General features: G+C 38.7%; 19 protein-coding genes and 1 tRNA gene. 14 read left to right on the top strand and 6 right to left on the bottom strand.

Annotated elements, in window-relative coordinates; translation table 11 throughout:
- Positions 1 to 26: 26 nt before the first annotated feature.
- Both nusA and rimP read right to left on the bottom strand, forming a co-directional pair.
- The gene (gene nusA / locus B0G92_RS04690) at positions 27 to 1,271 is read right to left on the bottom strand and encodes a transcription termination factor NusA (protein WP_056068041.1); all 1,245 of its coding nucleotides are present in this window, start codon (positions 1,269 to 1,271) and stop codon (positions 27 to 29) included.
- Positions 1,272 to 1,285: 14 nt separating this feature from the next.
- Positions 1,286 to 1,750, bottom strand: a complete 465-nt coding sequence (gene rimP / locus B0G92_RS04685) for a ribosome assembly cofactor RimP (protein ID WP_082482170.1) — start codon at positions 1,748 to 1,750, stop codon at positions 1,286 to 1,288.
- 185 nt (positions 1,751 to 1,935) lie between these two features.
- Here rimP and B0G92_RS04680 point away from each other — a divergent pair, with 185 nt between their 5' ends.
- Positions 1,936 to 2,760 (top strand): universal stress protein, encoded by an 825-nt coding sequence (locus tag B0G92_RS04680; RefSeq protein WP_101472026.1) that lies wholly within the window; start codon positions 1,936 to 1,938, stop codon positions 2,758 to 2,760.
- 51 nt (positions 2,761 to 2,811) lie between these two features.
- On the opposite strand, the gene B0G92_RS04675 is transcribed toward B0G92_RS04680, so the two are convergent.
- Positions 2,812 to 2,882 (bottom strand) — tRNA-Gln (locus B0G92_RS04675).
- 143 nt (positions 2,883 to 3,025) lie between these two features.
- Between B0G92_RS04675 and B0G92_RS04670 the strand changes: the two genes are divergently transcribed.
- Positions 3,026 to 6,307, top strand: coding sequence for a glycosyltransferase family 117 protein (locus B0G92_RS04670; RefSeq protein ID WP_101471253.1), 3,282 nt, complete (start codon positions 3,026 to 3,028; stop codon positions 6,305 to 6,307).
- A gap of 77 nt (positions 6,308 to 6,384) precedes the next feature.
- The gene (locus B0G92_RS04665; protein ID WP_101472025.1) at positions 6,385 to 7,029 is read left to right on the top strand and encodes a polysaccharide deacetylase family protein; all 645 of its coding nucleotides are present in this window, start codon (positions 6,385 to 6,387) and stop codon (positions 7,027 to 7,029) included.
- Here the strand turns inward: B0G92_RS04665 and B0G92_RS04660 are convergent.
- Together B0G92_RS04660 and B0G92_RS04655 are read right to left on the bottom strand one after the other, a co-directional pair.
- Complete coding sequence (locus tag B0G92_RS04660; RefSeq protein WP_056068034.1) at positions 7,026 to 7,322, bottom strand: thioredoxin family protein; 297 nt, start codon at positions 7,320 to 7,322, stop codon at positions 7,026 to 7,028. The two genes, B0G92_RS04665 and B0G92_RS04660, sit on opposite strands and share 4 nt — an antisense overlap.
- A gap of 72 nt (positions 7,323 to 7,394) precedes the next feature.
- Positions 7,395 to 8,627, bottom strand: a complete 1,233-nt coding sequence (locus B0G92_RS04655; RefSeq protein WP_101471252.1) for a metallophosphoesterase — start codon at positions 8,625 to 8,627, stop codon at positions 7,395 to 7,397.
- A gap of 268 nt (positions 8,628 to 8,895) precedes the next feature.
- Between B0G92_RS04655 and B0G92_RS04650 the strand changes: the two genes are divergently transcribed.
- The 6 genes from B0G92_RS04650 (at position 8,896) to B0G92_RS04625 (ending at position 21,243) form a co-directional block, all read left to right on the top strand.
- Entirely contained in the window at positions 8,896 to 11,466 is a 2,571-nt protein-coding gene (locus B0G92_RS04650) for an FG-GAP-like repeat-containing protein (RefSeq protein ID WP_101471251.1), read from the top strand.
- Between the two features lie 147 nt (positions 11,467 to 11,613).
- Positions 11,614 to 13,035 (top strand): FG-GAP-like repeat-containing protein, encoded by a 1,422-nt coding sequence (locus tag B0G92_RS04645; protein WP_101471250.1) that lies wholly within the window; start codon positions 11,614 to 11,616, stop codon positions 13,033 to 13,035.
- Between the two features lie 58 nt (positions 13,036 to 13,093).
- Positions 13,094 to 16,003 carry a GEVED domain-containing protein gene (locus B0G92_RS04640; RefSeq protein WP_101471249.1) on the top strand — a complete coding sequence of 970 codons (2,910 nt, stop codon included), beginning with the start codon at positions 13,094 to 13,096 and terminating at the stop codon, positions 16,001 to 16,003.
- 137 nt (positions 16,004 to 16,140) lie between these two features.
- Positions 16,141 to 18,978: a DNA polymerase I gene (gene polA / locus B0G92_RS04635; RefSeq protein WP_056068024.1), complete on the top strand. Its 2,838-nt coding sequence runs from the start codon at positions 16,141 to 16,143 to the stop codon at positions 18,976 to 18,978.
- 63 nt (positions 18,979 to 19,041) lie between these two features.
- Positions 19,042 to 19,920 (top strand): retropepsin-like aspartic protease, encoded by an 879-nt coding sequence (locus tag B0G92_RS04630; RefSeq protein WP_056068021.1) that lies wholly within the window; start codon positions 19,042 to 19,044, stop codon positions 19,918 to 19,920.
- A 15-nt stretch (positions 19,921 to 19,935) separates the two neighbouring features.
- Complete coding sequence (locus tag B0G92_RS04625) at positions 19,936 to 21,243, top strand: serine hydrolase domain-containing protein (RefSeq protein WP_101471248.1); 1,308 nt, start codon at positions 19,936 to 19,938, stop codon at positions 21,241 to 21,243.
- Between the two features lie 39 nt (positions 21,244 to 21,282).
- Here B0G92_RS04625 and B0G92_RS04620 read toward each other — a convergent pair whose 3' ends face one another.
- Complete coding sequence (locus B0G92_RS04620; protein ID WP_056068018.1) at positions 21,283 to 22,308, bottom strand: LacI family DNA-binding transcriptional regulator; 1,026 nt, start codon at positions 22,306 to 22,308, stop codon at positions 21,283 to 21,285.
- 351 nt (positions 22,309 to 22,659) lie between these two features.
- On the opposite strand from B0G92_RS04620, the gene B0G92_RS04615 reads away from it, so the two are divergent.
- From B0G92_RS04615 to rpsB, 5 genes are all read left to right on the top strand, one after another.
- Positions 22,660 to 23,403: a ferritin-like domain-containing protein gene (locus B0G92_RS04615; RefSeq protein ID WP_101471247.1), complete on the top strand. Its 744-nt coding sequence runs from the start codon at positions 22,660 to 22,662 to the stop codon at positions 23,401 to 23,403.
- Positions 23,404 to 23,428: 25 nt separating this feature from the next.
- Positions 23,429 to 24,268, top strand: a complete 840-nt coding sequence (locus B0G92_RS04610) for a ferritin-like domain-containing protein (RefSeq protein ID WP_056068014.1) — start codon at positions 23,429 to 23,431, stop codon at positions 24,266 to 24,268.
- A gap of 254 nt (positions 24,269 to 24,522) precedes the next feature.
- Complete coding sequence (gene rplM / locus B0G92_RS04605) at positions 24,523 to 24,978, top strand: 50S ribosomal protein L13 (protein WP_101471246.1); 456 nt, start codon at positions 24,523 to 24,525, stop codon at positions 24,976 to 24,978.
- Positions 24,978 to 25,364 carry a 30S ribosomal protein S9 gene (gene rpsI, locus B0G92_RS04600; RefSeq protein WP_056068009.1) on the top strand — a complete coding sequence of 129 codons (387 nt, stop codon included), beginning with the start codon at positions 24,978 to 24,980 and terminating at the stop codon, positions 25,362 to 25,364. Before rplM ends, rpsI begins: the two co-directional genes overlap by 1 nt.
- A gap of 165 nt (positions 25,365 to 25,529) precedes the next feature.
- Positions 25,530 to 26,306: a 30S ribosomal protein S2 gene (rpsB, locus tag B0G92_RS04595; protein ID WP_056068008.1), complete on the top strand. Its 777-nt coding sequence runs from the start codon at positions 25,530 to 25,532 to the stop codon at positions 26,304 to 26,306.
- Positions 26,307 to 26,359 lie beyond the last annotated feature (53 nt).

Raw genomic sequence — 26,359 nt, 5'->3', positions numbered from 1 at the left:
CCTTTTTTGTTGTGTTGTTGCTGAGTTTAGTCTTCGAACTCTTCTTTTAGAATCCTTATTACATCAAGAATTGTTTCTTCTTCCAAATCTGTTCTTCTAACTAAATCATTAACATCTTGTTTCAAGATACTTCTTGCAGTATCAAGGCCAATTTTTGCAAATTCCTCGATTACCCAAGCATCGATTTCATCAGAGAATTCTGTTAATTCAACATCATCTTCTTCTTCAGCGATATTACCCTCACGGATAACATCCAATTCATATCCGGTCAAAAGACCAGCCAGCTTGATATTGTGTCCGCCTCTACCAATTGCTTTTGATACTTCTTCCAATTTCAGGAACACATCAGCTCTTTTAGTTTCTTCGTTTATTTTAATTGAAGAAACTTTTGCCGGGCTTAATGCTCTTGTAATAAACAATTGCGTATTGGTTGTATAATTAATAACATCAATATTCTCATTTCCTAATTCACGAACAATACCGTGAATTCTTGAACCTTTCATACCAACGCAAGCTCCAACAGGGTCAATTCTATCATCATAAGAATCTACAGCTACTTTTGCTTTTTCGCCCGGAATCCTAACCACTCCTTTAATAGTAATTAGCCCGTCAAATACTTCCGGGATTTCCTGCTCAAACAATTTTTCCAGGAACTTTTCAGATGTTCTGGACATAACAATCTGAGGCTTATTTCCTTTTAGCTCCACATTCTCGATTATACCTCGAACGTTATCTCCTTTTCTGAAAAAGTCTGACGGAATCTGTTTTTCTTTAGGAAGCACAATTTCATTTCCTTCATCATCCACCAAAATTACGGCTCTTGGACGAACATGGTGCACTTCTGCAGTATAAATATCGCCAATTAAATCTTTAAATTGCTTATACAGGTTCGTATTATCGTGTTCGTGTATTTTTGAAATCAGATTTTGGCGCAAAGCAAGAATAGCTCTTCTTCCCAGATCAATTAACTTTACTTCTTCAGAAACTTCTTCGCCAATTTCGAAATCCGGCTCGATCTTTCTTGCTTCCGTCAATGTAATTTCTTCATTTTCGAAATCCAGATCTTCATCGGCAACAATAACTCTTCTTCTCCAAATTTCCATATCGCCTTTATCAGGATTGATAATGATATCGAAATTATCGTCAGAACCATACTTCTTCTTCAATGCATTTCTAAACACATCTTCCAAAATCGCCATAAGCGTTACACGATCAATCAGCTTGTCGTCTTTAAACTCTGAAAATGACTCGATTAATGCAATATTCTCCATGCCTATTCTTTAAATTAAAATGTTATTGTAACAATTGCTTCTTTTATGTCAGTATACGGAATCTCCTGTCTTTTTTCAACAGTTTCTTTTCCTTTACCTATTTTTTTAGGTTCTCTTGCAGTCCATACCAATGTGATGAATTCCTCATTTGCATCAGCAAGTTCTGCAGTTATAATATCGGTCGCAGTCTTTACCTGTAGTGTCCTACCTATGTTTTTCTTATACTGCCTTACCAGTTTCAGCGGAGCCGAAACACCTCCCGATGCCACTTCCAAAGAAAAATCCTGTTCTTCCCGGTCGAGATTATGCTCTATAGCACGACTGATGTCGATACAGTCTTGCAAAGTTACACCATTATCACCATCTAAAGTAACAATAATTTTGAAAGCATCGGTTATCGTAAGATCGATAAGAAAAATGGATGGTTTTTCTTCCAGGCCCGCTTTTAATAACTCACTAACTTTTTCCTTAAATGTCATATTTTTATAAAAAGAGGGGACTATTTGTCCCCTCATTATTTAAGTTTTAATAAATAACGCTGCAAATATAGTGTTTTTTTTTCTATATTGAAAATCATTGTAGTATATTGTGCCATATTAAATTAAATTCTTACCTTTATGTAAGAAAAAACAAACTGTATAATCACATACTTATACTTAAAATTATGAAAAAAATTTTAGTTCCAACCGATTTTTCTGACCACGCAGAATATGCCCTGAAAGTTGCCGCCCAGATTGCTAAAAAAAATAACGGAGAAATCGTGCTTCTCCATATGCTGGAACTTCCGGGACAAGGAAGTGATGCGATAGGCTCCGGAAGCGACATTCCTGAAATCATGTTTTTCAAAAACAAGGCCATCGAAAAACTGGAAAGCCTGATGGACATCAGCTATCTTGAAGGGATTCCGGTATCAGAAATTATACAGTTCGAAAAAACATTCGAAGGAATTATCAACATCAGCAAAAAAAACAATATAGACCTTATTGTTATGGGTTCTCATGGAGCCAGCGGTTTCCAGGAAATGTTTATCGGGTCTAACACAGAAAAAGTGGTTCGTTCTTCAGATATTCCTGTACTGGTCATCAAAAAAGAAGAAGGAGAATTTAGCGTAGAAAAATTTGTTTTCGCATCTGATTTTACAGACGAAATAAAAGGTTCTTTTGCCAAAGTCGTAGAATTTGCAAAAAAATTCAACGCACATCTCAATCTGGTAATGATAAATACTCCGAACAGCTTCAAGTCTACTGAAGTTTCCAATAAAATCATGCAGGATTTCGTTTCCAATTTTGACATTAGCGACTATACTTTCCATATCTACAATGATACGAATGTGGAAAAAGGCGTTCTGAACTTTGCAAAAAGCATTAATGCCGATTTAATTGGAATGAGCACTCACGGAAGAAAAGGACTTTCCCACTTCTTCAACGGAAGCATCAGCGAAGACTTAGTCAACCATGCACAAAGACCGGTCGTTACTTTCAAAATTTAATAAAAACCGATTATAAACAAAAAAACCTCTCAAAATTTGAGAGGTTTTTTGTTGGCCTACTAGGACTCGAACCTAGAACGACTGAACCAAAATCAGCTGTGTTACCATTACACCATAGGCCAGCAGTGCTTGATTGCGGGTGCAAATTTAGCACAAAAAACATATTGCGCAAATTTTTATTCAATTTTTATTGAATATTTTTTTTTTAGCTTTTCGTTACATAAAAAAGCATTTTCTTTGCAAGTATAAATTTTATTAGTTCTGTATGGTATCTTTCAACTTTAAAAAATGGAATACAATTTTGGGATGGACAGCTTTTGCTATTGCATTGGTGACTTACTCCCTGACTGTTGAACCCACATTAAGTTTCTGGGATTGCGGCGAATACATCTCTACAGCCGCCAAGCTCGAAGTAGGCCACCCACCGGGAGCCCCGCTTTATCAGATGATGGGCGCATTCTTCGCCATGTTTGCGACAGATGCCTCAAAAGTGGCTTTAATGGTTAACATGATGTCTGTTTTTTCAAGTGCATTTACCATTCTTTTTATGTTTTGGTCGCTGACCTTATTATTAAAAAAGCTGGTTTCAAGATTCTCCGAAATCGACAAAAATACCTCAATCGCAATTTTAGGCAGTGCATTTGTAGGTTCAATGGCTTATACTTTCTCAGACAGTTTCTGGTTTAATGCCGTAGAAGCAGAAGTTTACGCTATGGCCAGTTTGCTTATAGCCGTATTGTTCTGGTTGGGATTACGATGGGAACAGGATATGGACACGCCTCGCGGAAACAGATGGCTGCTGCTTATTTCATTGATTGTGGGACTTTCTTTCGGGGTTCACTTCATGGCATTGCTTACTATTCCTTCTATCGGATTCTTATACTATTTCAAGCATTACAAAACCGTTACCGTCAAGAATTTCATTATTGCCAACATAGTAGTCGTTTCAATATTACTTTTCATCTTCAAACTGCTTTTGCCTTTAACAATGGGATTCTTTGGAAAAACCGAAGTTTTCATGGTCAACAGCTTAGGAATGCCTTTTGATTCAGGAACTATTTTTGTTGCATTGCTGTTTGTAGTTTTATTCTACTTCGGATTAAAATACACCAAACAAAAAGGCTATATACAGTACAACACTATGATTTTGTGTGTCCTTTTCATCCTGATTGGATTCTCTACCTGGATGATGCTTCCAATACGCGCCAATGCCAATACGGTTATCAACGAAAACAAGCCATCAGACGCGAGAGAAGTTCTTGCTTACTACAACAGGGAGCAGTATGGTGTAAACCCATTATTCTACGGTCCGCAATTTTCGGACACCTATGCCGGATTAGACAAGGACAACCCTTATCTTGACAAGGCTCCAAACTACGAAAGAGACTATAAAACCGGAAAATATGTAATCGTAAACAATTACAAAAACGCCGAACAAAATACAGACGACAATCACAAGGCTTTCCTGCCAAGAATGTGGAGCCCTGAACATGCTGAAAACTACATGACATTTACCCATGTATTGAATTTCAGAATGAATCCTAATTACGAATACGAAGAAGAACTTCCAAGATACGGCATTAATCCAAACGATTTGTCTGAAGAGGAATTGGCACACTACACCTCACAATTGCGTGCCGAAATGGAGAAAAATGTGGATGAGTTCCGCAAAGCCTATGCTTCGGGACAGATTGACACTGAAGGATACCATAAATTCCTTAAATCCTATGGTGATTACCTAATCATTGACAAACCTACAACAGCAGACAACTTTAAGTTCATGTTCGAATACCAGTTCGGATATATGTACTGGAGATATCTGATGTGGAATTTCACAGGAAGACAGAACGATAACCAGGGGAAATATGACAACCTGGACGGAAACTGGATGAGCGGAATCAATTTTATTGACGAAGCGCGTCTGGGCTCTCAGCAAAACCTTCCATCGGACGTTTTGAATAACAAAGGACGTAACCTGTATTATTTCCTTCCTTTCATTCTGGGAATCATAGGATTAATCTATCATGCAAATAAAGACCTGAAAAGTTTTTACGTATTGCTTGCCTTATTCTTATTTACCGGGCTGGCATTAAAAATCTACCTGAATGAAAGGCCGTTTGAGCCACGCGAAAGAGATTATGCTTTGGTAGGTTCTTTCTATGTATTTGCCATCTGGATTGGATTTGGTGTCTATGCGATATTTGATTTTATCAAAAAATGGCTCAACCCTAAAATTGCTGGGCCGGTTGTTATTGCAACTACCTTATTGGCTGCTCCGGTTTTAATGGCTTCTCAAAACTGGGACGACCATGACCGTTCCGGCAAATATACAGCAATTGCAATGGCAAAAGCGTATCTGAATTCCTGCGAACCAAACGCCATTCTATTTACTATTGGAGACAATGACACCTTCCCGCTTTGGTATGCTCAGGAAATCGAAAACATCAGAACCGATGTTCGTATTGTAAACACCAGCTTATTTATGACGGATTGGTACATCGACCAGATGAAGGCAAAAGCCTACAGCTCTGAGCCATTACCAATAACCTTTAAGCACGAGCAATATGTGGGAGATAAACTGGATTACTCAATACACAGGCCACAAACAGACAAGAGATGGAACATTAACGATTTTATGAATTTCCTTTCTCTGAATGACCCAAGAGCGCTGTATGAGCTTCCAAACGGACAAAAAATCCACTATTTCCCGACTAACAAAATCAGGATTCCTATCAATAAGGAGGAAATTATTGCCAACAAGGTAGTTTCTCCTAAATATTATGACTCGATTGTTCCTTATATTGATATTGACATCAAGGACAGGGCACTTTACAAAAACCGCTTGATGATGTTAAATGTCGTGGCCAACAATAACTGGAAACGTCCTATTTATTTCACCGGAGGAAGCTTTGGAGATGATGACTACTTATGGATGAAAGATTATTTACAGCTGGACGGAATGGTTTACAAACTGGTTCCTGTAAAAACAGCGCTTTCAAAAGCTCCTAGCCCAATGGATATGGGTCAGATTGATTCTGATAAGATGTATGATATTGTCATGAAATGGGATTGGGGCAATGGCGGAAGTACCAAGATTTACCATGACCCTGAAACGCGCAAAAACAGCATCAGCTACAGAACAAATCTTGCCCGACTGATGGAACAGCTAATCAATGAAGGCAAGCCTAAAAAGGCAAAAGACATTATTGATTTGGCGATGAAACAAATGCCAATAGACCAATACGGATACTATGCTTTTGTTGAGCCATTTGCCGGAGGTTATTATGAAGTGGGTGAAAAAGAAAAAGCAAGGGAAATTCTGAAGAAACTAATGAAAAAGTACCAGGAAAGCCTGACTTACTTCAAAACCTTCTCCGCTACAGAACAGAACGATTATTATGTTGACATTGTTACCGACATTGAGCGTTACAGAGGACTACTTGAAGTCATGAAAGACCGCGGTGATAAGGAATTCTATGAAGCAAACAAAAAAGACTTCAATTCTTACAACGCAATGTTTAAACGTTTTGAACGAGATAACGAATAAATAAAATTCCCTGCATGGGATTCCCGATGTGCCAATTTGAATTTCAAATTGGCACATCTACTTTAAAAAGACTTGAGATGGGTTTATGGGTAAAAACAAATCGGTTAATTAAATGGGCTTTTCCAAAATACACCTGGGACATTCCTAATAACGCCAATACAATTTATCTTACGTTTGATGACGGCCCAATTCCCGAAATCACAGAATGGGTGCTTGATGTATTAAAAGAACACGGCATAAAAGCCACTTTCTTTTGCATTGGCGACAATATTGAAAAGCATCCTGACATCTTCCATAGAGTAATCCGGGAAGACCATGCGATTGGCAACCATACCTTCAACCATCTGAAAGGTTGGTCGACACCTAAAAAAGACTACATTGAAAACAGCATGTTATGCGAAAAAGCCATCCAACAACACGTTAAAGGCGACGGACAGGGAACAAAACTTTTTCGCCCTCCGTACGGAAAAATAAGTCCCTCCCAATCCAGATTATTGAGAAGGCTTGGCTATAAAATTGTTATGTGGGATGTTATAAGTATGGATTTTGATAAAAACACCACGCCGGAGAAATGCCTTGAAAATGTAATGAAGAATACGGCAAGCGGAAGCGTAATTGTTTTCCACGACAGCATAAAGGCTTTCGGAAACCTTCAATTTGTATTGCCTGAAGCGATACGCCGTCTAAAAGAGAAAGGATTTGTTTTTGGCAAGATTAGCTAAAGCTGCTCCTGCACCAAACCAATTATAGTATTAGCATCCAGCTCTCCGGATTGTCTCCAAACCATCTGACCTTCCTTATATATCATAAGCGTCGGGAGCCCTTTAATACGCAAAGCATCAGCCAATTCCTGGTTTTTGTCTACATCAATCTTAATCACTTTTGCCTTGTCTCCCAAAGCAGCGGCCACATCTCTAATCACGGGATGCATTGATACAGACTGTTCATTCCAATCTGTATAAAAATCAATTAAGACTGGTACAGAGGCGTTGATAAGTTCTCCAAATTTTGACATAATTGAAAATTTACTTTGACTTTATTTCTAAATTACAACAATTTTTTATACAAATGTAGCATATTTGCTGAATTATGCTACATTTTCACCTTTTTTTAGTGTAATGACTGTAATTTCCGGCCAAATACCCACCCTGCCCGGATAGGCATGGAATCCAAAGCCCCTGTTTACGTAAATATAACGCCCCACATTTTCATATAATCCGGCCCATTGTTTGTAAATATATTGCACCGGGCTCCACTTGAAAAAACCGGGAATTTCAATTCCAAACTGCAAACCGTGCGTATGCCCGCTTAATGTAAGGTGGTATTTTGTCTGGTGATTTTTTATCTCATATTCCCAATGCGAAGGGTCATGGCTCATCAATATCTTAAAATCGGAATCTGTCAAACCTTCCGACGCTTTTGTTAAGTCGCCTGCTTTTTTAAAATTATGCCCCCAGTTTTCAACTCCAATCAAAGCAATTTCATCGGTCCCGTTACTGATTTTCACATTCTGGTTGAGCAATAACTTAAAATCAATCTGCCTGTGCAAATCTTTAATAGCTTCAAAATTTTCTGATTTCGCCTTGTCGGATGGCCATTCCACATACTCGCCATAATCATGGTTTCCTAAAACAGAATATTTTCCAAGTTTCGGGTTGTGTATTTTTTTAAATGTATCAATCCAGGGATGCATTTCTGTAGCATGTGTATTCACTATATCGCCCGTAAACAGAACCAAATCCGACTGCTGTTCATTAATCAAATCAACTGCATATTGGATTTTCTCGGGGTTATCAAAACTGCCACTATGCACATCAGATATCTGGGTGATTGTCGTTCCGTCAAAACTATCTGGCAGGTCCAGAAAAAACAAAGTCTGCCTTATAACCTTAAAATTGTACTTCCCTACCGTCATACCATACAAAAGAGAAACAAAAGGAACCGCGGCAATTCCAAGTGCCACCTGGCTTATAAACTTTCTTCTGTCCGGAAGAAAATGTCCCCTGTCATTATTACCCAAAAAATGAGTAATGATTCCTGAAAAAACACGATAAATATCTTCTCCAAACAAAATAAAAGTCAGAACCAATTTTGGCAAAAAGGTCAACAAAACAAGTCCGATAGTTATTAATGATTGCCGGTTCTGCCCCACAGTCCTGTCAAACTGGGTAAACGAATAAATGACAAAAATAATGATGGCAAGTGAAATAAGTTGGTACGGAATCAGAATCCATTTTGCTCTTGTAATTGTCTTGAATGCCTGAAATGCATATAGTTCTACCAAAACAACAAAAGCAATAAAAAATATCCAGCGAAGCATTAGTTTGATTTAGAATTTAAGCAAAGTAAATAAATAATGCTACTGCTCCGGATTTAATTGGATAAATTTTAACTATAACAGGATTTAACTACCCGAATTGGCTTCCTATTTTATAACCGAATTATCACATAATAAAATTTGTATGTTAAAATATTTAGAAATCGTAAATACGGAAAGCCGTAAAAAGAATATTTGACAAAACTAAATTTCATCTTATTTTTATTTAATCTAAATAAATAACTTTGTGGTGTTTAGAAATTCACAAATTATGAAAAAAATATACTTAGTAGTAACAACAATCTTTACCTGCAGTCTTTTACAGGGTCAAATATTTCAGGAAGTCACCAACCAGACGTTTCAAGGCGTGTTTTATGGCGATGCTGCTATAGGCGATTTTGACAGCAACGGAAGAACCGATTTTATCATTTCGGGTGCCAGGCCGGGCTATACAGGATATTCCGGACTCTATAAAAACAATAATGGTGCTTTTACTGAAAACCTAAATGCTGCCATTAGCCAGATAATGTATTCCTCAATAGCTGTTGGTGACCTCAACGGCGATAACAAACCGGATTTCATCATTACGGGAACCAAAACAGGAGAAAATGCTTCTGTCGTTTTCGAAATTTATTATAACAATGGCGACGGTACATTTACTAAAAACACAACTTCCGGAATTCCGGGTGTGAACTTTGGTTCGGTAGCAATTGCAGACCTGACAAATGATGGTGTGGCAGACATTGTTGTGAACGGAAACTTAGGCACCGAATACATTACAAAAGTTTTCCAACAAAATTCTGACGGTACTTTTTCTGACCTGAATGCCGGACTGATGGGCACTTACTTTAGTGCTATAAAAGTTTTTGATGCCAATGCAGACGGATATCCGGATATTCTGGTAACCGGATTCAGCACCAATTATATCCCTGAAACCAAATTATATACCAATTCAGGAAGCGGTTCTTTTACAGAAAAGCCGATAACCATACCAGGCATTTATTTTTCATCTATTGATGCTTTAGACATCAACAATGATGGACATTTGGATTTGTTGATTTCCGGAACCGACTATACGCCAACTCCAAGCCTTACTATATACACGAATGACGGTTTCGGAAATTTCATTCTCCAGGAAAACAACTTTACAGGAACCTATAACGGGAACTCAAAATTTGTAGACTATAACAATGATGGACTAATTGACATTTTTTCAATTGGGAGTAATGCAGCTGGTACAAACACAGTAGTATTATACAAGCAGAACCTTGACGGCAGTTATACGTTAGACACAGAAAATAGCGCTCCCATTGTTGGTGTGAATATGTCAAAAGGTCTATGGCTGGATTTTGACAACGATGGCGATTTGGATTTGCTTACCATTGGTTTTGAAGGTGGCAATGTGGCGCAAACAAGGTTATACAAAAACAAAACAATCAATCAGGAAACTTGCGGTGAGCCGGGTAACAATACCGGAGATTTAGGTTGCGTGACTTTCACCTATGAAGGAACAAGCGTAACTTATACTACCGTTCGTGGTAGCGACGGCAATATCTGGCTGCAACAAAATCTTGGAAGTGTCAGCGTTGCCACTGCTCAAAACGATGAAGCTTCTTACGGCGATTTGTTCCAATGGGGAAGATGGGACGACGGACACCAAAAAAGAAATTCAGTTACAGGAACAGTTCCAACACCAAACAATCCGTCCGGGCTAGCTGCAGGAAGCGAAACCTATTATACAGGTTGGTGGACACCAAACGCTTTAAGCGACAAATGGGAAGCTGCCACTCCTTCAGCTGCAACAGAAGTAAACGGTTGCGACCCATGTAAGGCATTAGGAAACGGATGGAAACTTCCAACAGAAGCAGAATGGACCGCAATCAAGGAATCGCAAAACATACAAAACCCTGCGACAGCTTTCCAAAGCGTTTTAAAACTTCCTGCATCAGGATACAGGGCTGCATCGGGGTCATTTAGTTTCGTTGGAACAAGAGGTTATTTCTGGAGCTCTACAACAAGTTCATCAGGAGCTAAATATATGTATGTAGGCAGTACAATAGCCAACCCATCTGCAGGTGGTCCGAGAGCTCAGGCTGCAGCCATCAGATGTATGAAATATCCGCAAACCACATCAACCTATTGCACTGTTTCGGTAGATTATGATGTAGAACCCATCACAATGGTTAATTTCTCTGACATCAACAACCTGACTTCAGAAGTTGTAAATACGACTCCGGCTTATGAAGATTTCACTTCAATTGTAGGAAACGTAGTCAGAGGCAATACCTATCAATTAACTGTAAAAGGAAACACAGTTGGCCAATTCGAACATGACATAAGAGCATTCTTTGACTGGAACAAAGACGGGGTTTTCGATATGCAGACAGAATACTATCATGCCGTACTGATGCCTTCAACCGGAGTTGATGCCATAGAAGCAACCGTAAGTATTACTATTCCGGCTACAGCAGTTATAGGTGATACAAGAATGAGAATCATCAAAGACCAATGGAATATTTATGAAGAGGGAGAATTTGATGCCTGTCTGAATGCCTATTACGGTCAGGTAGAAGATTACACTATAAACATTCAGGAAAGCCTGGGTACAATTGATTTCAGCAAAAATGATTTCATAGTATATCCAAACCCAACCAATGGCATAGTGAATATCCAGACAAAAGAAGCTATTAAGAATATTAGCCTATACAATCATTTGGGGCAGCTTATTGTTACACAAAAACAGGAACAGCTAAACCTGACAAATCTTGCCAGCGGCATCTATATGGTTCGCGTCGATTTTGAAAACGGACAAACCGCCAACAAAAAGATTATCAAAAAATAAAACCCAATAAATAGCGCTGGTCCCATTTTTTGAGGCTGGCGCTATAATTACAATACGGAAAGCAGTAAGGAATAATATCTGCAAAACTAAACTTCCGGTTATTATATTATTGAGAAAATTATAAACCATATACAAATACTATACACCATGAAAAAAACATTCTTTCTATTCATCACAATTTTAAATGGCGGTTTTATGTACAGCCAAATTTTTCAAGCAGTTACTAACCAGACATTCCAGGGCGTATTTTATGGTGATAGCGCCGTGGCAGATTTTGACAACGACGGAAAAACCGATTTTATCATTTCAGGAGCCAAACCGGGATATACAGGATACACTGGAATATTTAAAAACAACAACGGAATATTTACAGAAAACACCAATACTGCCCTCAGCCAGATAATGTATTCTGCCATTGCTGTGGGTGACCTTAATGGCGATAATAAACAGGATTTCATTGTCACAGGAACAAAAACCGGGGAAAATTCACCGATAGTTTTTGAAATCTATTACAATAACGGCGACGGTAGTTTTACCAAAAACACAACATCAGGCATTCCGGGTGTAAAATACGGTTCGGTTGCTATTGCCGATTTGACAAATGATGGTTTACCAGACATTGTTGTCAACGGAAATCTGGGTTCACAATACATCACAAAAGTTTTCAAACAAAACCAGGACGGTACTTTTTCAGACCTGAATGCAGGACTGTTGGGGACCTATTTTAGTGCGATAAAGGTTTTTGATGCCAATGCAGACGGATATCCCGACATTCTGGTAACGGGATTAAGCACAAACTATATCCCTGAAACCAAGCTTTACATCAACTCTGGAAGAGAAACTTTTACAGAGAAACCTACAACCCTACCGGGTATCTATATTTCTTCAATTGACAATATGGATATCAATGGCGACGGTTATCCTGACCTACTGATTTCAGGAACTAACTACTCTCGCATTCCAACATTAACAATATACACAAATGATGGTTCCGGAAACTTTACGATTCAGGAAAATGGCTTTACAGGTATCTATAATGGAAATTCAAAATTTATAGATTACAACAACGATGGTCTCATTGATATTTTCTCAATTGGACGTAATGCTAACAACGAAAATACAATACTGTTATATAAGAAAAACAGTAATGGAACCTATACTTTAGACACTGAAAACAGTGCTCCCATTATAGCCGTATATATGTCTAAAGGTCAATGGCTTGATTATGATAATGATGGGGATATGGATTTACTAACCATTGGCTTTGAAAGCGATGGTGTAGCACAAACAAGGCTTTACGAAAACAAGATAATCAATGAGGGGAATTTAAACACCCTTAGTTTCAACAAAAACGATTTCAAATTATATCCAAACCCAACAGAAGGCTTAATCAATATCCTGACCAGAGAAGCCATCAGAAACATTAGTCTTTACAACCATTTAGGACAGCTTATCGCCACACAAAAACAATCTCAGTTCAATTTGGAAAATCTTGCCAACGGGATCTACATGGTTCGTGTCGATTTTGAAAACGGACAAACTGCCAACAAAAAAATTATTAAAAAATAGTACAATAACCTGGTCCTGATTTAGGGCTAGCGCAATAATTAATCATTTATACTTTTACATGCAAACAAATTACACAAAAACATTTACCCTGATGCTTCTGATGCTTATTTATGGAACAGCATCAGCACAGATTGTCAATTATGGATTCTCACAAAGTGCCGGAACCTTTACAGATTTGACTAACCCAACCTTAATTGCGGAGCCTACCTCATTAACAGGAACAGGTGCAATTGACGACAATAAATACAATGCCGTTGCGATTCCGTTCAGTTTTCCATTTAACGGAACCACTTTTACAGCATTAAACATCCATGCTGATGGTTTTGTAAGTTTTGGAGCAACATCCCCAAGCGGCAATACTCCTATTTCGAATAGTGCAACTACATTTGACGGCGCGATTGCAGCCGTTGCCACAGATATGCATGCCTTATACAATATCGACGGAAGAACGGGAAGCATCAGTACTCAGGAAGTAGGAACGGCACCTAACAGGGAATTTGTCATTCAATGGATGCATTTCAGGCCCTATTTAAGTTCTACCTCAATCACCAGTTATTTTGACTGGAGTTTTCAAATTCGCCTGAAAGAAAACGGAGAAATCAATATTGTTTATGACCTGAAAGTAACCGGAACACCAACTTCGGCAACGGCACAGGTTGGACTTCGCGGAGCTACAAATTCCGATTTCAACAACAGATATTCCAGCGGAGTTGCCACAAGCAACTGGATACTTTCCGCTGCCGGTTCGTCAAACACTTCATCCATGACCTGTAATTCCACTTCCTTGCCAGGTTCAGGTTACACCTTCACATGGGTGCCGCCTTCACCATGCGTGGTTCCGGCATCGCAACCTACTACCCTGACATTTGATATACAGGGTATTATCATAAACGGAAGCTTTACGGCAGCAAGTCCGAGAGCAGACAAATATCTGGTATTAAGAACTCCGCAAGGAACTGTTCCAAACCCTCCGCAAAACGGAACAAACTATGCCACAGGCAACAATACCGCACTTAACGCTTACGTTAGTTATAGTGGCAGCAATACAAACTTCACAGACAATAGCTCTAGCGGCATTCAGGGAAATACTGCCTACACCTATACAGTTTATGCAATAAATACTGCCTGCACAGGAGGACCTGTTTATAACACAACAGCTCCATTGACTTCAGATGCGGTAAATTGTCCGGCTCCTGTTAATCAGATAACTTCAACGAACGCTACAATGAACAGCTTTGTCCTTAACTGGGCTGCTCCGGCAAGCGGAAATGCAGCTACTTTCAATTATGTTATTGAAGTGGCTACCAACAGCGACTTTTCAAGCCCTGTTGCCGGTTCTCCATTTACACAAACTTCTTCACAGACAACATTCCTGGTAACCGGATTATCAAGCAACACCAAATATTTTTATAAGATAAAAGCGGTAAGCAATTGCAGTGGCGTTTACTCTTCAACCGGAAATATTTCTACTTTATGCGAATCTGTTACGGCTCTTCCTTATACAGAAAGCTTTAATGCGACCGACCTTTCCTGCTGGGCAACAACTATGATTACCGGAACTGCGAATTGGGCTGTATCAACAGGGACTTCCGAAGTTCCGACAAGAATAAGCGGTGAAAGACAAATGATTAAAGCTTACAACAATTCAAGTGCCTTGCTTATCAGCCCTCTATTCGACTTCTCTGCACAAACACATGAGTTGATTCGCATGAAAGTCTGGATTTACAGAAACACAAACGGACATGCTACAGATGTCGTAAAATTCCATGTGAACACAACAAATTCATTAAGCGGTGCTACAGAACTACTTTCTGTATCGCTTAAAACAACTCTTGAACCTGCAGTTACAGCAGCCGGTTGGTACAATTATACTGTTGCCATTCCACAATCGTATTATGCAGCACCTTTCTTTGTAATTGCACAAGGAATAACCAATGGAGGTACCTCATCTTATGGATTAGGAATTGATGAATTTTCTTTAGAAGCCATTGCCAACGCAACTCCGCCAACTTCTATTACAGTTACGACACAAAACAGTACTCCGGCAGAAATCACAACTTCAGGAGGAACATTGCAATTAGCCGCAAACATCCTGCCTTTAGAAGCAAACCAAAGTGTAACCTGGTCAATCACAGAAGGCAATACCCTGGCAACAATCAGCTCAACCGGATTACTGACAGCAATTATGAATGGTCAGGTAAAAGTGCGCGCTACTTCAGTTATAGACAATACTATTTTTGGAGAAATCCAGATACAACTTAGCAATCAGCCTCTGGTCTATTGTACGCCAAATTTCTCACAAGGAACAGAACCTATCACACTGGTTGAATTTGCCGGTATCAGCAATACTTCGCCAGCTTCAACATCAGGTCCGGCTTATGAAAATTTCACTTCAATAGTTGGAAATGTTAGAGTTGGAAACACCTATCCAATCCGATTAAAAGGAAATACAAACGGTTCCTATTCCGGTTATTTCAAAGTCTATATCGACTGGAACAACAACGGAACTTTTGAAGATAGCGAAGGCCAATCGTTAGGCTACCTTTCCAATTCATCTGGCGAAGACGCTGTAGAATTAAACGCCGAAATTACAGTTCCAGCAACAGCAACTATCGGAAGTGTTCGAATGAGAGTATTGAAAAAATACCAATCATCAACTATTCCTGCATGCAATACGGACAGTTACGGACAGGCAGAAGATTACACCCTGAATATTGAAGAAAACCTTAGCGTTGGCGGTTTTGACAAAACCAATTTCAAACTATATCCAAACCCAACAAACGGTATTGTCAACTTATTAACCGATTTAGAAATCAAGGAGGTAAAAATCTACAATCAGCTTGGTCAGTTAGTTTCCATCCAAAAAACATCACAGATAAGCCTGTCTGATGTGGCCAACGGAATTTATATTTTCCATATTGATTTTATAAACGGACAGACAGCCAAACAGAAAGTCATTAAAAAATAAATTACATGTTAGTTCCATATCCTTATTAGTTAGTTTTTTGTTTTTTTATGAAGAACCGGTGCTGATTATTTAGCATCGGTTTTTCTATTTTTACACCTTAAGTTTTGTATTTTTGAAAGCTATAGAAACCATTTTTTATGTCACAGCAAAAACGCCTATTTCTTCTTGATGCCTACGCTTTAATCTTCCGAGGCTATTACGCATTTATTAAAAACCCAAGAATCAACTCTAAAGGAATGGATACCTCAGCCATTATGGGGTTTATGAATTCCCTTTTAGATTTGATTAAAAGGGAAAAGCCAGACCATCTGGCAGTAGCATTCGATAAGGAAGGGAGCCATGTAAGAAGTGAAATGTTTGCCGATTATAAAGCCAATCGTGATGCTACACCTGAAGCCATCCAGATTGCGATTCCTTATATTCATGAATTGCTAAAAGCAATGCATATTCCTATTATTGAATATGCCGGATGCGAAGCCGACGACTTAATAGGAACTATTGCAAAACAGGCCGAAAAACAAAACTACAAAGTGTTTATGGTGACGCCTGATAAGGATTTTGCACAATTGGTTTCTGAAAACATCTTCATGTACCGTCCGGCCCGAATGGGGAACGGTATTGAAATCTGGGGTGTTCCGGAAGTCTTGGCAAAATTTGAAATTGAAAGACCGGAGCAGGTAATTGATTTTCTGGGAATGATGGGTGATGCCGTTGATAATATTCCCGGACTTCCCGGCGTAGGAGAAGTAACCGCCAAAAAACTGTTGAAGGAATTTGGCACAATGGAAAACCTTCTCGAAAATACGCATTTGCTGAAAGGCAAAATGAAAGAAAATATAGAAGCCAATAAGGAAAAGGGAATCCTGTCCAAAAAACTGGCAACTATTATTACAGATTGTGATGTGACATTTAATGAAACGGATTACGAGCTTACACGCCCGGACATTGAAAAAACCGAAGCGATTTTCCAGGAACTTGAATTCAGGAGAATGGCAGAGCAATTTGATGCGATTTTCAGACCCGGTAGCTCTTTACCGGCGGCAAACAATCAGCCGGATGCCAAGCTATATAAAAAACCGCAGGCAAAAAATGAAGAGCAGTTTGACCTTTTTGCTACCACAACAGACGAAACAACGGGAGAAGTTAAAACCAGTTTTTATAAGACACTAAAAGACACCGAGCACTTCTATCAATTGGTTGAAGGCGACATGGCGGTAAAATTCCTCATGCAAAACCTGCTCAAACAAACAAGCGTTTGTTTCGACACAGAAACAACCGGAATCGACCCGTTGACTGCTGAATTGGTCGGAATGTCATTTTCATGGGAAAAAGGCAAGGGTTTCTATGTTCCTTTCCCTGAAAACCAAACCGAGGCTCAAACTCTTGTCAACAAATTTATCCCGTTTTTTGAAGCAGAAGGAATCGAAAAAATAGGCCAAAACCTAAAGTATGACCTGAAAGTCCTGGCCAACTATAATATTGAAGTCAAAGGAAAAATATTTGACACCATGATTGCCCATTATCTGATTAACCCGGATATGCGCCACAATATGGATATTTTATCCGAGACCTATCTTCAATATTCTCCGCAGTCTATCGAAGAACTGATTGGAAAAAAAGGGAAAAACCAAAAAAACATGCGGGAAGTGCCTGTTGAAGATGTCAAGGAATATGCGGTAGAAGACGCAGATGTGACCCTCCAGCTAAAAGACATTTTCAGCAAAGAGCTGGACAGCACTAATACAAAAAAATTATTTGAGGAAATAGAAGTACCTCTGGTTCCTGTTCTTGCAGATATGGAAAGAGAAGGTGTCAATCTGGATGTCGAATTCCTGCACAACCTGTCTAAAGAACTAAAGGACGATATACAAAAACTGGAAAATCAGATTTATGAAAATGCCGGAGAAAAGTTCAATCTGGCCTCTCCAAAACAATTGGGAGAGATTTTATTTGACAAGTTAAAGATTGGCGGAACCAAACAAAAAAAGACCAAAACCGGACAATATGCTACCGGTGAGGAAGTTCTTTCTTATTTAGCATTATCAAGTCCGTTTGTTCAGGACATTCTGGATTGGCGACAATTGGTAAAACTGCTTAACACGTATGTGGATGCCTTGCCTTTACAGGTATGCTCAAAAACCGGAAGAGTTCACACGGATTATATGCAGACTGTAGCCGCAACAGGGCGTCTTAGCTCCAACAATCCGAACCTGCAGAATATCCCAATCCGTACGGAAAGAGGCCGTCTAATCCGAAAAGCATTTATTGCAAGAGACGAAAACTACACTTTGGTTTCTGCCGATTATTCTCAAATTGAATTGCGAATTATTGCAGCACTGAGTGGCGATCCGGAAATGGTAAAATCTTTCCAAAACGGTGAAGACATTCACGCTTCTACCGCTGCGAAAGTTTTTAATGTTTCTCTGGAAGAAGTCACCCGTGAGCAACGAAGCCACGCCAAAACCGTAAACTTCGGGATTGTCTACGGAGTCTCTGCTTTTGGATTAAGCAACCAGACATCGCTTTCGCGTTCCGAATCTAAAGACCTGATTGATGCCTATTACCTGACCTATCCAAGATTGAAAGCCTACATTCAGGAACAGATTGAATATGCCAGACAGCACGGTTATGTTCAGACCATTCTGGGAAGAAGACGTTATTTAAAAGATATTAATTCACAAAATGCTGTTGTTCGCGGTGCTGCTGAACGAAACGCTGTCAATGCCCCAATACAGGGAAGCGCGGCAGACATTATCAAAATAGCCATGATTAATATCCACAAACGCTTAAATGAAGAAAACTGGAAGAGTAAAATGTTGCTCCAGGTACACGATGAACTTGTTTTTGACGTTCATAATAGTGAACTTGAAAAAATACAGCCAATGATTAAGCAGGAAATGGAAAATGCATTTAAACTGGATGTACCCTTAATTGTAGATTTGGGCAAAGGACATAATTGGCTGGAAGCACATTAAAATAGCAAGGTGTAACAGAAACAGACAAATTGCGTCATATAAATAACCACTCAAAACCCTACAATGAAAAAAACTGCTTTATTTCTATGCCTGCTTTTATGCCTGAATTCTTTTGGACAGGAACAAATCAATAAAACAATCTCCATTCCCTTTACGCTGCTTGGAAGTGGTCATATTTTAGTAAAAGCAAAAATAAATAATGTAGAAGGAAATTTTATTTTTGACACCGGTGCCGGACTTAATTTATTGACAAAGAAATTTGCGGACAACGTGAAAGACCTGAAAAAAACGGATGGATTTTATACCGGTCACAGGGCTACAGGCGAAGAGATTGTAGCGGATCTTTGGGATACGAAAAGTTTAGAAATTGGCAACCAAAAGTTAAACGCTGAAAAATTTACTGTTATTGATTTGGATTTCCCTGTTGATGGCCTGATATCGTTATTGCCTTTCAGAAACATTCCCATCACCATCGATTACAAGAATAAAGTATTGGTTTTAGAAACAGAAAAATCAGTCAAAGAACTCGCAAAAAAAGGTATTTCTATCCCTATCCAGATTTCAGATGATTTAGGAAAAACCTTAGGGATAGCCACCTATGTTCAACTCAACGACAAACTTGTTGTACAAATGAATTTAGACAGTGGCGCCGGCTTCAATGTATTCAGATTCAATTCGAGATACATGCAATCGTTAGGAATCGACCCTTCAAAAACAGAAATGAAACATCAGAAAAGCGATTTCAAGCCGACTGAAGGAAACAATTATTATTACACCAACCTTTCCAAAATAAATACTGAATCGAGCAACAAAATTTCAGCCACTAATTTTAAGGCTACTTTTATTGACGGGTTGATTTATGAAGCGATTGGAAGTATAAACTGGCTTGGCGATAAGATTACAATTGATATCCGAAATAAAAATATGATTATTAATAATTAGGACACTGTTTTTATCATGAAAAAAATATTCTTATTCCTATCCATCTCCTTATCCTTAAACGCATTTGGACAAAGTGAGACCCGATTTGACAAAATCGACAGCCTGTTGAATTATCTTAGTTCGAATAATAAATTCATGGGAAGCGTTGCCATTCGAAATAACGACGAGATTATTTTTGAAAACACCTATGGTTATGCCGATGTGAAAAACAAAATCAAGGCAGACAACCAAACCCGATATAAAATTGGTTCTATTACAAAAACATTCACGTCGGTTGTCATTTTACAGCTTATTGAAGAAAAAAAACTGACACTCGACACCAAACTGTCCAGATTCTTCCCGACAATACAAAATTCAGAACACATCACTATCGACAATCTTCTCAGCCATTCCAGCGGTATTTACAGCTTTACAAATGATTTGGATTATCCAACCTATGCAAAACTGCCAAAAACACGTAGCGAACTGATGAAGAAAATCAAAGCAGGCAAGCCTGTTTTTGAACCGGGAGAAAAGGCAGAATACAGTAATTCCAACTACGTCATTCTGGGCTGGATTATTGAAGACCTGACGAAAAAAAGTTATGCGGACAATATTAGCACCCGAATCATCCAAAAATTAGGGCTAAAAAACACAGGGTTTGCCACCGGAGCAAAAAATGAAGCCCTTTCTTATGAATGGGATGGAAAAAACTGGAAAGACGCTTCAAAAGAAGATATGTCTATTCCGGGTGGTGCCGGTGCTATCTTATCATCTGCTTCCGACCTGACTGCCTTTATCAACGCATTATTTTCCGGAAAATTATTAAAGCAGCCTTCCCTGGACACTATGATTACTATCGAAAAAGGATATGGAAAAGGAATATTCGCCATGCCTTTTGCAGAAAGGAGATTTTACGGCCATTCAGGCGGAATCGAAAGTTTTACGTCTTCTTTGATTCATTATCCAAAAGAAAAACTCAGCATTGCATTGCTTGACAACGGGCAAGGTTATGACACAGACGGAATAATGATTGGAATTTTGAGTATTTATTATAAAATGCCTTACCGATTCCCTAATCTGAAAACGGCTACCGTTGATGTTGCCATTCTTAAAAAATATGTGGGCATCTACTCCGACCCTAATTTTCCTTTAAAAATTTCAATCAAGGAAGAAAACGGCGTGTTAATTTGTCAGGCAACCGGTCAGGAATCTTTTCCGCTTAATCCTTTAAGCGACACCAAATTCAATTTTGACCCTGCCGGTTTAGAATTGGTCTTTTCGCCAAATGCAATGACGATACTGCAAGGTGGGCATGAATTCAAGCTCACTAAAGAAAAATAAACCTATAAAAAACAAAACCCGCTAATCGCGGGTTTTGTTTTATGGTAACTTTCGGGTAGAATCTCTTTGGCGCAGTTCGGTTTTGATAACCGTTGTACGGTAAGCATATTCTTCCTCCTTACTTTCCAGTTTTTCAATAAGCATCTTGGCCGCTTCTTCTCCTATTTCAATTCCGTGCTGGCTGATAGTAGAAAGACTTGGTGTTAATCTTCGGGACCAAACACCGTCTGCAAAACCAATTACACAGAGTTCATCAGGGATTTTAATTCCTTTTTTGATAGCCATTTTCATTGCCATAGTCGAAGCATGCTCGTCTAACGCAAAAATACCGTCAATTTTTTGAGTATTGATAAGCTCATTCAATCGGAAATCAAACTCATCCGGATTATCAGTACGGATAATCAAATTTTTATTGATTGCAATATCATTATCAGTTAAAGCCTTTGCATAGCCTTGCGCCCTTAACTTCGCTACGCTCAGGTTGTCAATCGCTGTTAGCAGCGCTATATCTTTACAACCCAGTTGTATCATATGATTCACAGCATTTACCGAAGAATCGAAATCATCAACAATCACCTTATCGCAATTTACTTCATCAGAAATCCTATCGAACATAACAATAGGAATACCATCTGAAATTGCATCCTTGAAATGCTTAAATTCCTGCTGTTTCTGCGTCTCTTCCGCAATTGACAAGATAAACCCATCAATTGTTCCGTTGCTAAGCATATCCATCGTATGGATTTCTTTTTTTAGAGATTCATTAGTAATACAGGTAATCACATTATAGCCTTTTTCATTTGCCTTCTTTTCAATTCCGCTAAACACTTTGGCAAAAAACGGATTCAGGATATTCGGAATAATAACCCCGATGGTCTTTGTGCTTCGGTTTTTCAGGTTGATGGCAATATTATTCGGCTTGTAATTTTTAAGCTTCGCAAATTCCTGAATTTTAATTTTTGTAGGCTCGCTGATTTCCGGGCTGTTGCTCAATGCTTTAGAAACAGTAGAGACAGACACATTCAATTCTTTGGCTATTTGCTTTAAGGTTGCTTTTGGTTTCATCGCTGTTCATATAATTAAGGAAATGTAAAGTAAGTGAAAAAATAGAAATTACACTTAAAATTCGTATTAAACCTTACAATAAGTAAACTAGCAACTATATCCTATTCTTCCGGTTTTTTAAAAAAGTAATATGCTTCCTGATGAATAGCACACTTTTGACGCAGGTTAAATAAAAAAAACAAACATTTCCACTCCTGACAAATAAAAACACAAAATAATACCGGTATAAATGGTAATTATATAACGTTTTATGAAAACCACTAACACAATTACTACGTAAATGACTCAATCAGGCTCTTGTTGAAGCCTAAAATCAACCAATGAATTATTAACCTTTAAATGTCTAACTTTATGAAAAACGTAGTAACTGTAAAAGAACAGCTAACTTCGGGAACCAATCGAAGAAGTTTCTTAAAGATTAGCGGACTCACTATGGCAGCCACAGGATTGCTCTTAACCGGCTGTAATAATGACGATGATTCCATGAACAATGGCCCTTATGCTCCCGGAGTACGAAACGGCAAATTTGATCTTGGAAGCGGCGACCTGGGTGTTTTGACTTATGCCTATGCACTGGAACAACTTGAAGCCGATTTTTATACGCGTGTTGTCAACCTGAATAATTTTGGGGCACTTTTTAACAGCGAAGAACAACAGATACTCTCTGATTTATACGCCCACGAAGTAATCCACAGAGAATTCTTCAAGGCTGCTTTAACCGGAGCCTTGCCTAATCCTTCTACTCAACTGCTTCCTGCATTGCAATTTGATTTCAGCACCGTAAACTTTAGCAGCAGGAGTTCTATTCTGGGGACAGCAAAAGCATTAGAAGATACAGGTGTTGCAGCTTATAACGGAGCAGGAAAATTAATTACAAGTACTGATTATTTATTGCTGGCTGGTAAAATTGTTTCTGTTGAAGCAAGGCACGCCTCCGCTATAAGGAGTTTGATTAATCCTAATTCGAATGATTTTGCAGGCGATGATGTTGTCAACGCCTCAAATGGTCTGGATGCCGCCAAAAATCCATCGCAGATACTTCCCATAGCCGGCAGTTTTATCACAACGGAGTTCACGGCTACCTATTTACCTTAAACACTAACCAAAAAAATTAGAAATTATGAATCTATTAAAATTTATAGAGTCCTTTACTGATGACCATTTAATGAACAGTAAAGGTTCCCGAAGAGATAGTTTCGGGCAATTTGGACAACTAGGTAAAAATTTAGCACTGGCTTCAATACCATTAGGATTGGCAGCATTTACCAACAAAGCTTTTGCATCAGATATAGGGCCTACGCCAAGCACACCTATTGGAGCCTTACAGCTTGCGTTAACATTAGAATATCTTGAAGACGAATTCTATCGATTAGGATTGGAATCTGGAGTTATTCCAACCGGCGGAAGAGACGAAAAAGTATTCATGCAGATTGCAAAGCACGAAGCCAGCCATGTGGAGTTCCTGATTGCAGGGCTCGGAGCCAGTGCGGTTGCAAAACCAACGTTTGACTTTACAGTCGGAGGCGCTTTTGATCCTTTCAATACTACAGGAATAGGCGCCACCGCCGCATACCAGCAATTTTTAGTATTGGCACAGGCTTTTGAAGATACGGGAGTAAGAGCCTATAAAGGACAAGCCGGCAATTTGATATCGACACCCGATTTACTGACAGCCGCCTTGCAGATTCATTCTGTAGAAGCCCGCCATGCCTCGGAAGTACGAAGATTGCGAGGACTTAAAGGATGGATTACGGGAAACCAAAGAGGCGCCGGAATGCCATCTGCAACACAAGCGGTTTATGACGGAGAAGAAAATGTAACCCAGGCAGGATTTAATACCAGCACCGTAAACAACGGATCGTTAGGACCTGCAATTCCCGGATTGGCCGGATCAGAATCCTATGACGAACCGCTAACCACACAACAATCTGTGAACATAGCCAATTTGTTTATTGTATAAAATCACTTATTCATACATCCAGTAAACCATCTAAGCCTTTTAGATGGTTTTTTATTTTTTAAAACCAACCACCCTTCCTTATTGAATCAGTAAATTAAAAATAATGCTTACATTTGCCCTTCTTCATTTACAGATTTTCAATCTGATAATCAGCCTCTAAAATAATCTTTTATAGGTGTTTGCATTTAAAAATAATTATTGTACTTTTGCAACCCCTTTATTGGGGATGGAATGTTTAATTAAAATAAATTATTGTGAACACATTAAGCTACAAGACAATTTCAGCAAACAAAGCCACTGTAAAGAAAGAGTGGATTGTTGTTGATGCTGAAGGTCATAACTTGGGCCGTCTTGCTTCAAAGGTCGCTATGATCCTTAGAGGTAAATACAAGCCGAGTTATACACCGCACGTGGACTGTGGAGATAACGTAATTGTTATTAACGCAGAAAAAATCAACCTTACAGGTAACAAATTGGATGACAAAATCTATATGCGTCATACAGGTTACCCAGGAGGACAAAGAACTTTGACTGCTAAAGTATTACAGACAAAAAACCCTGCATCTTTAGTGGAAAAAGCAGTAAAAGGAATGCTACCTAAAAACAAATTAGGCGCACAACTTTTCAGAAATTTAAATGTTGTTGTAGGTCCTGAGCACTCTCACGAAGCTCAAAAACCTAAAACTGTTAACCTTAACGATCTTAAGTAATGGCTACAATTCACAAAATCGGTAGAAGAAAAACCGCTGTTGCCCGTGTTTATGTTACAGAAGGAACTGGAAACATCACGGTAAACAAAAAAGAATTTACAACTTACTTCCCGACTGCAACTTTACAGTACAAAGTTTTGCAACCTCTTTCAATGACTGAGAATGCTTCAAGCTTTGACGTAAAAGTAAACGTTTATGGTGGTGGTTCAACTGGTCAGGCAGAAGCTGTAAGAATGGCAATCGCTCGCGCAATGTGCGAAGTAAATGCTGAAAACAGAGCTATCCTGAAACCAGAAGGTTTATTAACAAGAGACCCTAGAATGGTTGAACGTAAGAAATTCGGTCAGAAGAAAGCTCGTAAGAGATTCCAGTTCTCTAAACGTTAATATTACCGTCTTTTCGGTAACAGAAAAGACACCGTTCATTTATTATTCAAAACAATGTTGTTATTCCCTGTCGAGGCAGGAAATTAGTTTAGCATCTAAATGTATTCAGCCGGTAATCCGCCATTTATACATTGCTAATCAACAGAACGTAAACTATTTATTAAAATGGCAAACAAAGTAGAAGTTAAAGAATTACTAGAAGCAGGTGTTCACTTCGGACACATGACTAGAAAGTGGGATCCAAACATGGCTCCTTACATCTATATGGAGCGTAATGGAATCCACATTATCAATCTATATAAAACTGCAGCTAAAATCGAAGAAGCTAATGAAGCTTTGAAAAAAATCGCTGCATCAGGTAGAAAAATATTATTCGTTGCTACCAAAAAACAAGCAAAAGATATCGTAGCTGAAAAAGCAGCTGCAGCAAACATGCCTTACATCACTGAAAGATGGCCAGGTGGTATGTTGACTAACTTCGTAACTATCAGAAAAGCGGTTAAGAAAATGGCTTCTATTGATAGAATGAAGAAAGACGGTACTTTCATGACATTATCTAAAAAAGAACGTTTACAGGTTGATCGTCTTCGTGCAAAATTAGAGAAGAACTTAGGTTCTATTGCTGATATGTCAAGACTTCCTGCTGCATTGTTCGTTGTAGACATTAAAGCTGAACACATCGCGATTAAAGAAGCTCAAAAATTAAACATTCCAGTTTTCGCAATGGTAGATACAAACTCTGACCCAAGAGAGGTAGATTATGTAATACCTGCAAATGACGATGCTTCTAAATCAATTGAGAAAATTTTATCTTTAGTAACTGCTGCTGTTATCGAAGGTCTTTCTGACAGAAACACTACTTCTGACAAAGAAGTTGAACAGCCAGTTGACGAAGCTACTGACGCTCCAAACGAGACTGTAGAAGCTTCTACTGAAGAATAAATTAAATTAGATTCCAAATATTTAAATTCCAATTTCCAGATAAATTACAATAC

Source organism: Flavobacterium lindanitolerans, from assembly GCF_002846575.1.
In the GTDB taxonomy this organism is placed as follows: Bacteria; Bacteroidota; Bacteroidia; order Flavobacteriales; family Flavobacteriaceae; genus Flavobacterium; species Flavobacterium lindanitolerans.
Note: the sequence above shows the minus strand (reverse complement) of the source record. Positions and strands in the feature narration are given on the sequence as shown.

What these genes read in the sequence shown, in the direction of transcription:
- nusA (WP_056068041.1), bottom strand. Translation starts at nt 1,271, where the DNA reads ATGGAGAATATTGCATTAATCGAGTCATTTTCAGAGTTTAAAGACGAC.
- rimP (WP_082482170.1), bottom strand. Translation starts at nt 1,750, where the DNA reads ATGACATTTAAGGAAAAAGTTAGTGAGTTATTAAAAGCGGGCCTGGAA.
- B0G92_RS04680 (WP_101472026.1), top strand. Translation starts at nt 1,936, where the DNA reads ATGAAAAAAATTTTAGTTCCAACCGATTTTTCTGACCACGCAGAATAT.
- B0G92_RS04670 (WP_101471253.1), top strand. Translation starts at nt 3,026, where the DNA reads ATGGTATCTTTCAACTTTAAAAAATGGAATACAATTTTGGGATGGACA.
- B0G92_RS04665 (WP_101472025.1), top strand. Translation starts at nt 6,385, where the DNA reads ATGGGTTTATGGGTAAAAACAAATCGGTTAATTAAATGGGCTTTTCCA.
- B0G92_RS04660 (WP_056068034.1), bottom strand. Translation starts at nt 7,322, where the DNA reads ATGTCAAAATTTGGAGAACTTATCAACGCCTCTGTACCAGTCTTAATT.
- B0G92_RS04655 (WP_101471252.1), bottom strand. Translation starts at nt 8,627, where the DNA reads ATGCTTCGCTGGATATTTTTTATTGCTTTTGTTGTTTTGGTAGAACTA.
- B0G92_RS04650 (WP_101471251.1), top strand. Translation starts at nt 8,896, where the DNA reads ATGAAAAAAATATACTTAGTAGTAACAACAATCTTTACCTGCAGTCTT.
- B0G92_RS04645 (WP_101471250.1), top strand. Translation starts at nt 11,614, where the DNA reads ATGAAAAAAACATTCTTTCTATTCATCACAATTTTAAATGGCGGTTTT.
- B0G92_RS04640 (WP_101471249.1), top strand. Translation starts at nt 13,094, where the DNA reads ATGCAAACAAATTACACAAAAACATTTACCCTGATGCTTCTGATGCTT.
- polA (WP_056068024.1), top strand. Translation starts at nt 16,141, where the DNA reads ATGTCACAGCAAAAACGCCTATTTCTTCTTGATGCCTACGCTTTAATC.
- B0G92_RS04630 (WP_056068021.1), top strand. Translation starts at nt 19,042, where the DNA reads ATGAAAAAAACTGCTTTATTTCTATGCCTGCTTTTATGCCTGAATTCT.
- B0G92_RS04625 (WP_101471248.1), top strand. Translation starts at nt 19,936, where the DNA reads ATGAAAAAAATATTCTTATTCCTATCCATCTCCTTATCCTTAAACGCA.
- B0G92_RS04620 (WP_056068018.1), bottom strand. Translation starts at nt 22,308, where the DNA reads ATGAAACCAAAAGCAACCTTAAAGCAAATAGCCAAAGAATTGAATGTG.
- B0G92_RS04615 (WP_101471247.1), top strand. Translation starts at nt 22,660, where the DNA reads ATGAAAAACGTAGTAACTGTAAAAGAACAGCTAACTTCGGGAACCAAT.
- B0G92_RS04610 (WP_056068014.1), top strand. Translation starts at nt 23,429, where the DNA reads ATGAATCTATTAAAATTTATAGAGTCCTTTACTGATGACCATTTAATG.
- rpsI (WP_056068009.1), top strand. Translation starts at nt 24,978, where the DNA reads ATGGCTACAATTCACAAAATCGGTAGAAGAAAAACCGCTGTTGCCCGT.
- rpsB (WP_056068008.1), top strand. Translation starts at nt 25,530, where the DNA reads ATGGCAAACAAAGTAGAAGTTAAAGAATTACTAGAAGCAGGTGTTCAC.